The organism is Microcystis sp. LE18-22.4A, from assembly GCF_027531105.1.
GTDB lineage: Bacteria > Cyanobacteriota > Cyanobacteriia > Cyanobacteriales > Microcystaceae > Microcystis > Microcystis aeruginosa.
In genome coordinates this window covers 1-14,688 of record NZ_JAPZRB010000542.1, presented here as the reverse complement: position 1 = coordinate 14,688, position 14,688 = coordinate 1, and the positions used below count along the sequence as shown (strand labels likewise).

At 43.3% G+C, this 14,688-nt stretch carries 9 protein-coding genes and 3 pseudogenes; 1 reads left to right on the top strand and 11 read right to left on the bottom strand.

The features are described from left to right. Positions 1–211: 211 nt before the first annotated feature. The 7 genes and pseudogenes from O9295_RS23185 to O9295_RS23155 form a co-directional block, all read right to left on the bottom strand. Positions 212–304, bottom strand: a pseudogene (locus O9295_RS23185) (CRISPR-associated endoribonuclease Cas6); the annotation flags it as partial. After that, positions 304–870, bottom strand: coding sequence for a Uma2 family endonuclease (locus tag O9295_RS23180; protein WP_288035653.1), 567 nt, complete (start codon positions 868–870; stop codon positions 304–306). The pseudogene O9295_RS23185 and the gene O9295_RS23180, both read right to left, overlap by 1 nt. 40 nt (positions 871–910) lie before the next feature. Beyond that, on the bottom strand, positions 911–3,196 hold the full coding sequence (gene cas3, locus O9295_RS23175; protein ID WP_190720993.1) for a type I-D CRISPR-associated helicase Cas3': 2,286 nt from the start codon (positions 3,194–3,196) through the stop codon (positions 911–913). Between the two features lie 4 nt (positions 3,197–3,200). Next, on the bottom strand, positions 3,201–3,980 hold the full coding sequence (gene cas5d / locus O9295_RS23170; protein ID WP_069474924.1) for a type I-D CRISPR-associated protein Cas5/Csc1: 780 nt from the start codon (positions 3,978–3,980) through the stop codon (positions 3,201–3,203). A 60-nt stretch (positions 3,981–4,040) separates the two neighbouring features. Beyond that, complete coding sequence (cas7d, locus tag O9295_RS23165; protein ID WP_069474925.1) at positions 4,041–5,069, bottom strand: type I-D CRISPR-associated protein Cas7/Csc2; 1,029 nt, start codon at positions 5,067–5,069, stop codon at positions 4,041–4,043. A gap of 31 nt (positions 5,070–5,100) precedes the next feature. Beyond that, positions 5,101–7,863, bottom strand: coding sequence for a hypothetical protein (locus tag O9295_RS23160; protein ID WP_288035651.1), 2,763 nt, complete (start codon positions 7,861–7,863; stop codon positions 5,101–5,103). A gap of 96 nt (positions 7,864–7,959) precedes the next feature. Next, positions 7,960–8,148 (bottom strand): hypothetical protein, encoded by a 189-nt coding sequence (locus tag O9295_RS23155; RefSeq protein WP_069474927.1) that lies wholly within the window; start codon positions 8,146–8,148, stop codon positions 7,960–7,962. A gap of 544 nt (positions 8,149–8,692) precedes the next feature. On the opposite strand from O9295_RS23155, the gene O9295_RS23150 reads away from it, so the two are divergent. Further along, positions 8,693–9,550, top strand: coding sequence for a helix-turn-helix transcriptional regulator (locus O9295_RS23150; RefSeq protein ID WP_288035650.1), 858 nt, complete (start codon positions 8,693–8,695; stop codon positions 9,548–9,550). Positions 9,551–9,565: 15 nt separating this feature from the next. Here O9295_RS23150 and O9295_RS23145 read toward each other — a convergent pair. The 4 genes and pseudogenes from O9295_RS23145 to cas10d form a co-directional block, all read right to left on the bottom strand. Then, positions 9,566–9,640 (bottom strand): annotated as a pseudogene (locus O9295_RS23145) (Uma2 family endonuclease); the annotation flags it as partial. 9 nt (positions 9,641–9,649) lie between these two features. Further along, positions 9,650–10,324 carry a type I-D CRISPR-associated protein Cas5/Csc1 gene (gene cas5d, locus O9295_RS23140; RefSeq protein ID WP_016515571.1) on the bottom strand — a complete coding sequence of 225 codons (675 nt, stop codon included), beginning with the start codon at positions 10,322–10,324 and terminating at the stop codon, positions 9,650–9,652. A gap of 55 nt (positions 10,325–10,379) precedes the next feature. After that, entirely contained in the window at positions 10,380–11,387 is a 1,008-nt protein-coding gene (cas7d, locus tag O9295_RS23135; protein ID WP_288035648.1) for a type I-D CRISPR-associated protein Cas7/Csc2, read from the bottom strand. A 17-nt stretch (positions 11,388–11,404) separates the two neighbouring features. After that, a pseudogene (cas10d, locus tag O9295_RS23130) lies at positions 11,405–14,557 on the bottom strand (type I-D CRISPR-associated protein Cas10d/Csc3); the annotation flags it as partial. Between the last annotated feature and the right edge of the window lie 131 nt (positions 14,558–14,688).

The following is a 14,688-nucleotide window of genomic DNA, read 5'->3' as shown; positions in this document are numbered from 1 at the left end:
TGAAATGTAGGCAAAGTAAGGGTTTTGGGGCTTTACGAGCGAAACAGGTGCAAGATTTTGAGAGAATCGTCGTTCAAAACCTTGCGTCTTCATCGGCCCGCGTCCTGTAGGGGCGAAGCATTCGGGCAATAACCTATCGGTGAAACCGTAGATTTTCTATCCGAATGCTTCGCCCGTACTTTTTCAGCAAGCCCTAAATAAATCCTCTTTTTGTAAGGAATAGCGCCTGAAGGTGTCGTCCGGTGAGAAAATTCGGATAGATCGGCGATCGAGGGGTGAGATTGAGAACGAGACTGTAGGGCATTAACTTAATCGGGCCTTGGCAAAAATTTGTCTGGGGGTTAGGGTTAAATCGGGGAGGAGAATATCGCTAATTTCGTCATCGCCTTTTTTAATCGCCGGGGGTGCATCGGGATAGAAAATTGTGATCTGCTTGGCCCGGGGATCGACGATCCAGACGCGACTGACTCCCGCTTTTAGGTAGTCCACGGCTTTTTCGCTCAGGCTGCTGAAAGATTGTTCCGGAGAGATAATTTCGATGACTAATTCCGGGGGAACGGGACAAGCTTCATCGGTGAGGGGAATATCTCCTAACCTTTCCAGGGAAATGTAGAGAAGATCGGGAACGGGACACCAATCTCGATCGTTTTTGCTGAGAATGATCGCCCATTCGATTCCCACTTCTCCCCGTCCTTGATTCCAGCGATCGAGTATAGAAGATAAAGCCAGAGTTAAACGAGAATGAAAGAATTTCGGTGACATTTTTGGGATCGCTTCTCCATCGACTAATTCATAGGTAATATCGCCATCGGGAGCGGTTAGTGAGAAAAATTCCGGTAAAGTGAGGGGTTTAGATGTAACGCTAGTCATAACAAATATTCTCCAGCCTGCTGTAAGTTTTACGCTATTTTTAAGCTATGTAAAAGTCCTCGCCATCTGGTAGTTTTAATCTTCTTCCACTGGAAGCGATCGCTAATATACCAGATAAACTCGGAAAAAAAGTAAACTCCTTCGGTCTAGGTTGTTCAGCAAAATGAACGTACATCGGAAATATTGTTAGCCCTTGTTTTCTAAGCTGAATAATCGTACCCTGATTTTCTTGCGTAGATACAATTACTCCCGATACGAATTGTTGCCTTAGTTGTTGTAATGAGGGAGTTGGAATTTTTGCGCCTCTTAGCCATCTTTCAAGGTTACAGTCCTCAAAAGCCATTAATCGATTCAGCTTATTTTGTTTAAATTTCTCCAATGAATCTTGATTATATAGAATAAATTTAAGCTCATAAGGTTTATCTACTCGTCTCTTAAGTTCAATTTTCTCTCCGTCGGTAGCGAAATCATAATACCTAAGTAAATGAATAGGATCGATAATAGTTTCTTCGGATTCATCGAGCAAAAGATTAAAGCGATCAACAACCTTAATGTTGTCAAAAAGACTATCTCGGAATTGAAAGATAGGCTGATAGGTGGCATACCACATCCTAGCGAAACCCTTCAAACTCTCGAAATTTTCTGGGTATTTTTTAAACATATCTTCATAATGTTTAATTTTATTCTGATCGGCTTCTATTTCTTTCAAATATTCAGGATAATAACATTTAAAGAAAGTTTTAATCAGCGCTTGACCTCCCTTGGTAAATTTCCAATCACTTTTTAGTTTTTTAATAGAAATATCTTTAATCTTCTCCGCACCAGTAAAAACACGCATTCGAGACCGATAGTAACTCCAGTCTTTTGTGCCTCCTAAGATACACCGCATTGTTTGATATAACTCTTCAATAACGCTAATTTGGGGTAAATCTGTCAAAAGATCTTCTAACTCGGATAAAGGACGAGCTATCTCTAAAGAAGCTTCGGAACGCCAGTAAATACTTAAAAAAGGACGATCTAAGCAAGATAAACTTTCTAGCATCTTTCTCAATGACTCTCGACCACCTGATCGATCTAGTTCGAGAATTCCCTCTTCCCAAGCTTTCGGATCTATATAGGCGATCGCTTCCGACGGGATATCTGTAATCTTGCGCCCTAATACTCTGCCAACTCTTCCTAATCTTTGCCAGAAAGAATGACGATCCTTCGCAGAAAAAATTAACCAATCTAAAGTTTGTCGGGTTGGGACTGGATTTTTCTCGAAGTTAAAACCCACATCTACAGTGCTGGTTGCGAGAATAATCGGTTTTTGAACTGCTAAAAGTCTATCCTTTTGAGGTGTCGATCCGTGTATTCTTCCGTAACCCTCTTTTAATCCTCGTTCCGTCAGCAAATCGGCCAACCGATTAATGTGATCTTTAGAGTCGAGAATAACTGCACCATTGTCATTGGGATTCGCTAGATATTTTTCCTTGACTTCATCCGCGATTTGTACTAGATATTCGTCTCGTTCAATTTTCGGACGAATTTCTAGAGCCACTTTGGTCTGCGAAGGAACTTGATCGCTATTATTATCCTCCCCATCAATTCGCGCGATTCTGATTCCCGCTCTTTCTAAAGTGTTAAAAGCTTCATCACAAGCTTTCTCAGGAGTTGCCGTCAGAATAACAATTTTCCGATTGTTCTGAAAATAGTCTAAAACCTTAGAATAAGCGATAAAAAATAGCAAACTAACTAACTGTTTAGCACTATACAGATGAAATTCATCAAATATAATTGTAGAAAATCTGCTATAAAACTCACTAGCTATGTTAGATTTATCTAAGCTATTATAAGCCCAAAACGTAGCATAATAAAAAATATCAGGGTTTGTAACTAAGAAAAGTGGTCTATTTGCTCCTACTTCGGGAAAAATCGTAGCGGGATTCTGAAGGAGATTATAGAGCTTTTCTCCCGATCGTTTGCCTACCCGATCATCTGACCATCCCTGAATTTCCTTGGCCGATGCGGCCTTGACAACGTGCGTTAATTTAGCATCCCTCACAAAAGCCTCGGCCGCTTCCGCTTGTTGGGTGACAAGCGCGTTAGTCGGAGCGATATAAATCGCAGTTTGATTGGGATTATGTAAAAGAACCGTAAAACCCGCTTTTGTTTTTCCAGTTCCAGTTGGTGCTAGATCGAGAATTAAATCGTGATTGCGGGATTTTTCATACACTTCTACCTGATGTTGTAGGGCTGGTTTCATAAAATGGAGTTTATCAGGAAGAGAATCACAAACCGCAATACTTTTTGGCTCTAGCCATATATTTAAAAATTGATTATCCATAATTTCACCCTCCGCAGAATTTTAAATAAGCGGGAACAATCGATTCACCTATCTGCCAAGCTTCTCCTTGAAAGTGAAGATTTTTGAAAAGGGAGACTGGCGGAATTGCAATTAGATCGAACGATAAAAAATTTACACTAGCGGGTATATCAGCAGTATTGAGGTAGATATGACTACGATATTCCCCGTTGGGTAATAGAATAACTCTATTTTCGGAAAGGATGGTTACTTTCACTTTACTGGTGAATTTGCCTAAGCGAATATATTCGGGCAATTCTCTATTTCCGAACACTAAAGTTTGAAAACGACTTCCTCGTTCTATTATCCGTAGTCGTCCCGTTTGAGGAAAATTGCTCGGTCGAAAGGTATTCGGCTTTTTCCCGGAGCGTTTGATCGGTAAGTCTTCACGGGCGATCGCCACACGATTATTCGTCATCGCATACCAGTAACTATCGGACAGTGCGTTAAAACGTTCAAATCGAAAAGATGTCCGATCATTTTTCGGCCACGCGGGCAAAATGTAACTATCTAAAGGCGATAGGTCTTCCCGGTATCTCGGTCTACAGGTTGCGGTTCCCGTCAGACGGTAGGGAGAACGCGCCCAACCAAACGCATAAGCGAGTGCGTAGTTACCGATCGCTCCCTCGGTATAGTAGGTGTCGGATAACTCTCTAGAGGCGAAAAAAACGGGTTCGGCACACCAAAGCTCGATCAGCCTCGCACTTTCGTAAATTGTCTTTTTCGGTTCCGCTAGGGACGGGAGAGGTAATTCAAGTTGTTGCATAAAATTCGATTTTGAGATGAAGGGTTAGAAAAATTTTCGATCCTCTAACCCGTGAAAGATTTACAGCGAAACGGACGAAGCATCCTTTTTGCCTTTTCCTTTTTTGCCAACGTCTTCAGAACGAGGTTTACGGAAAGAAGCATAGGATTCATCGAGACGTTTTAAAAAGGTTTCCTGATCGTCCAAAGACCAATGGCGATCAACATCCAAGATCAACTCAGTTAACTCTTCCTCTGATAACCGCATAGAAATACCTCGCTTATTTGTCCACGGAGCGATCGCGGATTTGACGGCGGTAGTTAGCTCCTCGGTGTTAAAAGGATGTTCCAATAGCTTTTCAGGCGCTCCCAGCAAGTCGTAAACAGACTGCACCAATTCTAGAGAACTGGGTAATTCCGCCATTCCGCCGAAAACCCCGATAATTTCATTATCCATCCGTCCTAATCGACTTGAAACCGCGCCGTAACGGGTCGTCATAAGAATATTTCCGACCGTGTAGCGTAACTCGTCGGCCGTAACATCTTTTAGAGTGACGATATCGAGGAAATGAACCCCCGGTTTAATGTACTCGCTCGTGTTCAAAGCGGTAGAAGCGGTTCCTTTTTCATCACGCATCGTGCCATTCTCGAAAATAGCGTTGATCGTCCGCTCCCCGATTAATTCGGTACTCGATAAAACACTAAACGCGTCTTCTGTCCAAACCCGACTTTTCTGAGCGCCTTCACCCCCCGCAGCGAAACCGTACAGGAAACAATCGATACAGCATTCACAGGGCGCGTTCGTGTTTAAAGAACAAACTGTGCCGCCCTTGGGCGCGTTATACAGTAGGTTATTTGCTCTTAAAAATTCCCGTCCCCGCCGTCTTTCTGGGGCGATCTGTTTACGTTTTGTCATAACCAAACGGGGGATAATTGTCGGATCGTTGATTCCCGCTTGTACGAATTCACCACACATCGGCTCTCCAGACCCTTCGGTGCGGAAGATCGTTTCGGAGCGAGTAGTTCTTAAAACAACTAGCCCGATCGTTCTGCCTTTGGGGAAGTTCTCGTAAGCGGGCGCAAGAAAGGGGGTTAATTTTTCGATAGTCATAGAATCGTTTTCCTGAATATTCGTGGATTATTTATTGCTCGTTAGTTTCTGCGGCAGTTGGGGGTTGATTTTTCGATTCTTCCTTGATCCGTTGCCTGGCTTCCTGTAGGAAGAAAAGATATGCGGCTTCTAGTGTTTTTTTATCGGCTAGAAGTCTTTCTGGGCGGGATTGATAAACTTCCTCGAAAAGTTGTCTCAATACCTCGTAATACCGCTTGATCTGTTCGTATTTAGTTGCACCGACACCGTGTTCGCGGATGCGATCAAGTCGGTTGTGATAATTCTGCACTAACGCACCGAAAACCACATCCCAGGACAGATGGGCTTTGCGAGAACGAATCGCGTTGATAAACTCGGTAAACGGTTCCGCTTGCGAGGTTCGACGGAAAGAACTCCCCCGTAAGACCGCTTCTTCGGCAATACTAGCCGCTTCTTTAAGATAGCGACTTAATAGATCATGTTCATCCTTCATGCAACTCTCCAGTAAAATATTCAAGGGTTGAGAAATCTGGTGCCAAAAATACTCTAAATTCGGATCATCATGTTCTCGTAATAACCAACGAAGAATAACATAGTAAAGTTCGATCGGTCTTCTTAGCGATCGGGAGAGGTCGTAAAGGCAATCATCTTTCTTTTGAAGACTAGCAATTGTTATCGCTAATTTACCCAAACATCTTAATCGAGTTAAAATTTCCTCGGCGATTTCTTCGGGTCTTAAAGTTTTTGGCGTACTGTGACCGCTCCGCCGATATTGACCGTTTCCTAGTAACGGTTGCAAAGTAGAGGGAATCCCCTCAACTCTTCCATAAAAATTATTCCATGATTCCACCTCCAAATTACTACTGACTACAAAAGGAAACCCGAAATCCGTCGCAAGAGACAAATCTAAGGCCAAGTGAATTGTTTTCAATAAGGCTATTGAATTATTCGCATCACCCCATAAAATTGGGATAATTACGGTCGATTGGATAAACTCAGGACGTTTAGGAAAAGCCAAACCGACTACTTTGTTCAATTTGAACTCGATACCCAATTCATTGATCGATCGAGGTTTGTAAATTAACTGTTCGTTATCGACTTTATAGAACTTGAGTTCATCGATTGTGACCGTTCCTCCCTCGCCTATCGCCGCTTTCTCCTCTAAAAATCGTCTCCAAAAGCTCAATAGATCGGGACTAGACCCTTTCGGTAAAGCAAAATGAAGATAAAGCGGTTCTTGCTTAGTAGCGGCGGGAAAAGATGCGCCGACAGCCATTAATTTATAGGCGAGAGAAGCCATTGTATCCGCTTGTCTTTTCGGTTCCGCACTCATTCCCCCAGGGAGACGATTGGAAAAAGATTGAACTTTTGTCTCTGGGGGCATATTATTCGACATGAGTTCTTCAATCTGTTTCGATGTGCTACCGAGGGAGGAACGTTGTCGGGGATTTGCTTCGATATAAGCATCAAGCTCGTCTTTTGCCCGCCAAGTTCTCGCATTAGGGAAATTCAGCCATTGAGAAACTACCGCTATCATTTCTTCGGATACTTCCAAATCCGAGTCCTGGAGGTTTGTTGCCAAACGTAGTTGAAAAGATTCCCTTAAAGCCTCTTGAATCCCTTCCATTCCCCTCTCTGCGGATTTAGCTGCGAACAGACAACGGCCGTATTGAGAATTAAAAGGTTCGAGTGCGATCCTTTGTTCTTTCGATAGTCCGGTGCGCTCGCCAATCCTCTCCCAAGCTTCCTGCGGATTTATACCAGCCCCTCGATAACTCAGGTAAGCGGCCTTCAGACCTTCAGAAATGGCGAAATCGTCGGCAGTGGCAATCGGTAATAATCCAACCGCTTCGGCTTCTCGAACCGCTTTCTCTCCCGCTATTCCCGCGTATTTGCTAACATCTTGTTGAATTTTATCGGATTTGATGCCCGCTTTCTTTTTTTCTAACAATGCGATAACACAATCGAGGGTTTCCTCTGGATTTTGTTGGATCGCTTGAAGCTCGATTTTAATCCCGTCTTTCGTCGGATGGACAAGTTGTTCGATATTGTTACCGAACACCCGATCGATTCTATTTTGCCAAGCGATCGCTATCTCTTTCGTCAGATCTCGATCAGGGAATTTCTCACCTAAAAATAGTTGTCCGTCGGGATAGATCGCTAAAGACTGTAGGCTGTATTTCATCAACACTTCTTCGCAGGCTCCCAACAAAAGCGAGGTTAAATACCCTTTATCCTCCGATAAGCAAACACGAAATAATTGACAGGGACGGCCGAGAGCGATCGTTAATTCGTTCTCGACCTTACGAAGACGTTTTTCTTCCCCTATCCCCAAGTCGAATAGATCAGCCCCGATCAACATGGCCGCCCATTTTTTAATATTTCCATCTTCTGGAAAAAATCTCATTCCATCGCTGGCACTATGACCGGAATGACGCTCGATTAATCTTCTGACTAGCTCGTAATCCTCTTCGGTTTTCACCAGAGCCGATACACCGGCTAACTCCAACTGTTCCTGTAAAAAAGCCCGATCTCTCGCCAGTTTCTTAACACTACGTCCTGATTCATCTAATTTATTTAAATCATGGGTCACTCCGACGGCTAAAATTATCTCTCGTTTTTCTTCTGGCACTCCTGCGATACGGGTGATGGTTAAAAGAAATTGACAGACAGAATCTAAATGCTCGGCTAGGCTTGTTCCCTTTCTAACCCCATATTGGTAATGGGACGCGTGTAGCTTGTAAAGCTGGGGACGGATTTTTAGAAAATACCTTTCTTCTAAGGTTGGTTGGCACTCGTCTGTTATGAACATCATATTGTTCGCTCATCTCGCAATCGAATACAAGAGGTGATCAGTATAGGGGGAGACAATCCCCCATACGGCATGGATTCACGGAGCGATCGCTCTAAGCTACGCTTTTAGTCGCCACTCGTAGCGCTTTCTTTCGATATGACGTTGCTCGAATTGATGACCTCGTTTTTTCAGAACGTGCATCGTTGCCGAAAAGCGATGGCTAATTTTTTCCGCTAGTTCTTGGCTAGAGTGCCAGCCTCCATCGGACATCAATCTCAGTAAACGATCGGATAAGTTATCACTCATAGGTTTTCACCTCAATATGTTGACTCTCGGACTAGCCTTGTCATAACCTATGAAGTAGTCAATCAACATAGACGGACTAGGCGTAAGGTCTGGTTCGTTTATTACTATATCACTTTAAAAGGTTAATATAGCAATAAAGAGAAAATTTACAGATCGAGAGGTTGATCAGCACCCAACTGTCCGCTAAAATGATAGTCCAGCGATAAAAGCCTCTAAGGAATTGAAAAAATATCGCAATCAAGACTGTAAATAGTCTTTTTTAAGGAATTCCCTAATAGGGATAGCTTGATAATCCCACTTTCCTCCTTTAATCAGCTTTAGGCTTGATTAAATTTTGTTTACTTTGACCGACCCATCGCAAAACATAACGGTCAACTCATCCCCGATTCGAGATTTCCTAAAACGAATAGCGGAATCGGCAATAACCCCGATCACTTCCTTATCCTTCTCAACTGTCCTCTGCTCATAGTCCTTTGTCCTCATTTATCATTACAATATAGGTATTGTAGCACAAATATTCTAAAATTACAAGTATATTTTCAAGGTGAATCGCAAAAAAGAAACAATTACACTGTCAATTCCTCCCGGCACGAAGGAGAAGCTAGAGGCGATCGCCCGACGCTTTAACATCTTTTGGGGGAAAAGTCCTAGTCCGTCAGGTCTAATCGCCGCCATCGCCGAAGGAGAACTGGAGATCGGTGAACCTTTTACCCTCTCGGCAAAGCGGGTCGAAGCGATCAAGGAAGCGATCGACCGTCTGGTGCGATCGGGTAACATCGAACAGGCCCAGACTCTTTCTAATTTTCTTTTAGAGAGAGGAAATCTCTCCCCTCAAGAGCGTCGGGAGATTTCCGAACAGGTGAGTCAGTACGATCGCGATTGGCGGCTCACGGTGGAGCGCTATATCCATGACCGGCAAGCTTTTCGGGTAATGTACAAAAATTCTCAGGGACAGACCCTAGAATTTACCGTTCGCTGTGCCGAGATCATGTTTCGGGAAAAAGAATTCTATCTAGAGATCTGGTGTGAGGAAACGGTTGACCTGCCAGAAGAAGATAGGCGAGACTTTCCCGAGCTTGTTCACAATCGCTGTCTTAAATTCTCTCGTATTCAAAGCCTGATCCCGATCGAAGAACCATGGCGAGACAGTCTCGATTTTATAGAAGTACAATTACAATTAGAAAAAGACCTCGTGAAGGCCTATGAAAGGAACACAAGGGATATCGACGACCGAGAGGTAAACGGAAAAAGGATTATAACCCGTAAAGTCTCTAGTCCTTTTTGGTTAATTCGGGAGATTTTACCCTACGGAGATCGCTGTATTGTACTTACACCAGAGCCATTACGCAACCGGATCAAACAAATTTTATTTAAATCTCGTCAACAGTACGAATCGGGGTAAAATGTGCGATGCGACGGTAATATCGCCCTCGGGAGCGGTTAGCGAGAGAAATTCTGGTAAAGTCAGGGGTTTAGAAGATATAAGAGTCATGGTCAATTTTCAACCGAAGTGATAGGACAATCGAGCGGGAATTTTCAGATCAGGGCGATCGCTTATTTGGTAATATTCCCCGCGCATTCTCACATTACGGATTAAACTAACGGGAGGCATATTAATCACATCGTAGCCAATCACCTGATGGGTAAACATAACATCGAGAGGATTTAAAGGATAGGGATAAATAAATAAATCCTCTTTTTGTTTTGATAGGGAAAGTTCTGTCAGTTTTACTTCCGCTTTACTCATCCATTTTCCCAAACGAATCCATTTAGGAAGTTGTAGGGGGTGATGGGAAATAATAAAACATTCAAAAACACTTTCGGGAGCGATTTCTTTTGCCCTGCCAAAACTGGGAATATTTTTCTGGGTTTTTTCCATCTCCACATGATAGTTATTATTGGCATATTTCCAAGTATTGAGAACCGCCGTATGAACGATCGCCCGTGCGGGAGTGACATAAATTTTCTCTTCGTTAAGAGGATTTAAATGTTCTTGGTACTGTGGAATCTGTTCGGAACAGAAGTAACGATAACTATCGCTATTTACCAATCCCAAAGCATAACAGAGCGCGTAATTATGAATTACGGGTTCGCTTTCGTAGAGTCTGCCGATTTCACGGGTTGCGTAATAAAGACTATCGTGCAGTTCTAATTGACAGGAATAAATATGTACCATAACTCTTTAAAAATTGCGAGGATCTAGGGTGAGAAATTACTCACCCTACTGAAATTTACGGTTTTTTAGCGGCTGGCTTTTTCTCGGCGATATGTTTCTTAGCGTAGTCTTTCGCTTCTTTATCCGCTTGGTTCAAGATCGATAAAATTCCTGCTTCCGTACCCGTGAGAGTTTTCACCTCAGTTAATAAAGGTTGAAAATTTTCCCCGATAAAATCGGTATGAACGATAAATTCTTCCGCCATTAATGCTTGTATTGCTTCGGTGGCTTTTTCCATAACTAAATCCTCGTCTAAGGGATCGATCGAGTGTAATACTTCATCGGGAAGGCGATCATATATTGCCTGTGTCCAGCGCAAATTACTAACAATTTCCCCATCGGCAAAAATAACACCGATAAGCTCATTTCTTACCCGTCCCGTCCGGGTAGTTTGCGCGCCGTAGTGACGGGTACGCAGGATGTTATTAAAAACGTAGAGAAAACTTGCTTCTGTCGGATCTTTGAGCGTGACAATACTAGGGAAAAACACCTGCGGACGGATGTGATCTTGTTGGTTAATTCGGCTAGTCACTTCACCTACTTTTGTGTTATTTTCTCCCTTCGATGCCATAGTACCGTTCTCGTAGGGAGCGTTTAAAGTAAAACTTTCATGGGATTCATCAAAGGGTGTGATCGAAAAAGCCGTATCTACTACTACTTTCGATTTTTCTGAACCCGAATCACCGATGGCAAAACCATAAATAATACAGTCGGCGTTATTCATGGCAAATTTTACATTGTACTCACATTCTTCGGCGGTAATTAATTTGTAGTTTCTGAGTAATTCTCGACCGACTAGGCGTTCTGGAGTTGATTGCTTACGTTTAAACATCGATAAACGACTAATCGTTTTTTTGCTATCAATTCCCGCACGAACACGAGCTTTATTTAGGTCTCCATCTGTTTGAAATAAAGGATAAGATTCTGTGACTCGAATAGTCAAAAAGTGAACGTATTTTCCCATCGGTTTGTAGGGAATATCGCGATGAAAGAATTTAGAATCGAGGGTTTTCAGTAAAGACATGGTAGGTACTCCTTGAATTAATTATTGTTTTCAGAATCTTCATCCACAGTTTGACCCTGGGCTTTTAACTCTTGATTTTCTCTGTCCTGTTCGAGACGGTAAAGAAATTCGCAGGTATCGCGAATGAGGTTTAATTGTCTGCCGGCTAGACGCGCTCGATCGCCCTTAAAAGAACCCTCGAACACATCGATCACAAAATAACGAGCAAAAGACAATATTTTCTGTCTTTCCTGTTCTCGATCGGATAGAATCCAGCGACCTTCTGCTGTAGAAGCATGAACCCGATTCATTAAGCTGGCCACTTCCGCCGCTACTACAGAAACTAGGGCTTCTCCCTGATACATTCCTCCTTTGAGAATCGTATCGGCGGCCACATCGATCGGTTTTAAAACTGCGTTTGCTTTCGGATTATATCGTTTATTAGCTCGATAGAATTGACGATACAATTCGGTTAAGTTTTTCGGGTGATTTAAGGGCGATTCTGCTGTCATATCGATAGTTAAATTGGTTCGGTTGGCTTGTACATAGGGATCGAAACAAGGATAAAAATCGTAGAGATACAGAGCGATTCGATTAGCGCTCGGTATATCGGCATCTTTGCCCCGTTTCCACTGTTTAAGGTAATAAAAAACATAGAGAGGACTGGTTTCTAAATTGATAGCGAGTTCGGTTAATTTGCCCCAATTGGGGTCATAACCCGTCTTACCCTGCTTCGAGTTCACGTCTAAATGAATAGAATAGGCTGCGGTTAGGGTATTTAAGGGGGCGGAATATTTTTTTCCGTCATTATCTTCCCACGCGTTCAAGACTCGATCGAGACGGAATCGATCGCATCGGGTTAAGGACCGGATCGCTTGGGGCGCACTGTCGAGAAATACCGTCTCTTCAAATTCCGCACCGTCGCGATAGGGAGGAATAGGAGACTCAGAAACCACCGTTTTGACATCTAAAATCATCGGGAAAGCTAATCCTAACCATGCTGGCATAACCCAGGATTCCGTATCGGTGGGATCGCGGCCGGGAGGTAGGGCTATAAAATAAAAGGTTAAGGGTTTATCTTCGGGATAGGATAGTTTAAAAGTGCGGTCTTTTTTGCCATCTTCCTCCTCGTTAATTGTTTCCTTTTTCTGCCTTAATTTTTCATCGATCAGGAAACTATCAACACTCTGATAACGGGTTCGATCGAAGTTAGCGACCAGATTCTTATCAACAAAGTGCAACTTTATCGAGCTATCAAAACGAGTTTGAGCGATGTTAGCGTAGGCTTTTTGTAAAAAACTATTGGTTTCGGGAGTAAAATAATAGGTCGGGTAAAAGTACAGATAGCGATATTTGCCGTCCTCGAAACGTTTTCCTACCGCTTGGGTTTGATTCATAAGAATCTGACGCAACATCATTTCCGTTCCCGCGATACTGGAAATATTTCGTTTGGCGTTCGAGCCTGCCAGCATTTGTTTATTGGTATAGACTTGGGGAGTAAAAAGAACCGCCGATTCCATCTGTTCGCTGACACTATAGGGAGAATGGGAGATCGAACAGAGAAGTTGACGGCCGCGACCTTGTTTTTTAGCGGCGTTGTAGTGGTTTAATTCTTTCTGGAAGGTTTCGATCGAGTGGGCCAATTCCCGACCGGGTAACTGCACCATTTGATTAACCCACTGTCGCAAATCCTCCCAACCATCGGGTAAATTATATCCCGCAACTATGGCGGCGATTTTTGCGGCGAGAAAAGCGATTAAATCTTCTGCAACCGGTCTAATATCCTCGATTCCGGGATGCTGTTTCAGGTATTGCGCCGCTAGATAATACCATTCGTAGGGAACCCCTCCCGTATTGCCTTTCAGTTTGAGTTCTTTTAACGATTCATTAATACGCTTGATCGCTCGAATTTGTGGCAGATAATTTTCTAGATTCCAATAATGCGCGATCTCGCTAATTAAATCTAAATCCGGCGGTGCGGGTAAGTTTTTCTGCAATTTTCGCGCCTGTTCGATTTTTTCCAGGCGATCGCCCCAGATTTTCCTCGTCACCACGTCCCCGAATTCCGCTAGGCGATCAATCCGGATATCATCTTCACAATGAAAATCGTAATCTCTGGGTAAAACGCCCTGTTGTTGAAATTTAATCAGGTTTTCGCCGCGACTTCGGGCCACGGACGCTTTATTATCACCGAGGATGCGAAGGGTGGCGTTGAGGGCAGCGCGCATTAACCCAGCATCGTCGAAAAATTGGCTGTAGTAATCTGCGTATTTCATCCCCTTGCCATCTCGGCCGAATCCCGTTTGTTTACGCTGTAATTCGCCGCTACAGAGGGATTTAATGGTGTCCACCACTCGATTCGGTAAGGTTTCTAGGGACACTTCTGGCGCGTTTTTGGGGGCGATATAGACAACTCCCGTAGGCAAGTAAAGTAAAGGCTGATAGTCTAGTTCTTGATGTGCTTCCATCACCGCATTATTCAGTACGTTTGTTAGTACCCCGCGGTTTTCGGCGATGCTGTGGTAAGTGAATTTTAGTTCCCCATCGCTGAGGCTGTATAAAAGGTCTTGTAACGGAGCTTTTTCCGCGTCGTGGGGGTGTTTAATAATGGATGCGAGGCGATCGGCTAGACAGGCAAGATCGGTTAAACTTTCGAGGGCGCTATTGTTTAAGCGAGTATTTAACCCATCTTCCGAAGTATTTCGATCGGTATCATTCCGACGCTGGGCATTTTTAGCGATGTATATCAAATCATCAAGATATTCAGTCCATTTTTCTGGTTGATCGGAAAATAAAAAGCGATCTAATCCTAATTCGGGAACCAATACTTGAAAAATCTCTCGATGTTCCTCTCGTGATAGTTTGCGGATATCTCGATCGAAGTCCTCGTTAATCTCGATATATTTCGCCGGCATCGCGGGAAAAAGCGAGTAGCGGAATTTCTCGAAATCGTGGAGAATAAACCCAGCGATCGCCAACCTGCGCTCGCATTCCTTTACTACCCGTCGAACGGTAGTATTGAGTTTTTCTAGTCGTTTTTCGATGAGATTAGCGGGAAATAATCCATTAAGTAAATGAGTATTGAGAGATTGATCTCCTGCATTATCCCGTCGAACTTTGCTTTTTCCCTCTAATTCCCGACGGCGATCGATTTCCTCGAAGAAATTTCCTCCTTTTGCCGTTACCGAAATTTTGGGTTAAAGCCCCGTCCTTTTAGGACGGCTTTTTAAACTATATCTTGTTAACTTAACTTTTATTGTGCTATACTGATTTTGTCTAAGTCCCCCCTGCGTAAAATGTTTGTCTTAGAGTTTAAAGTTAA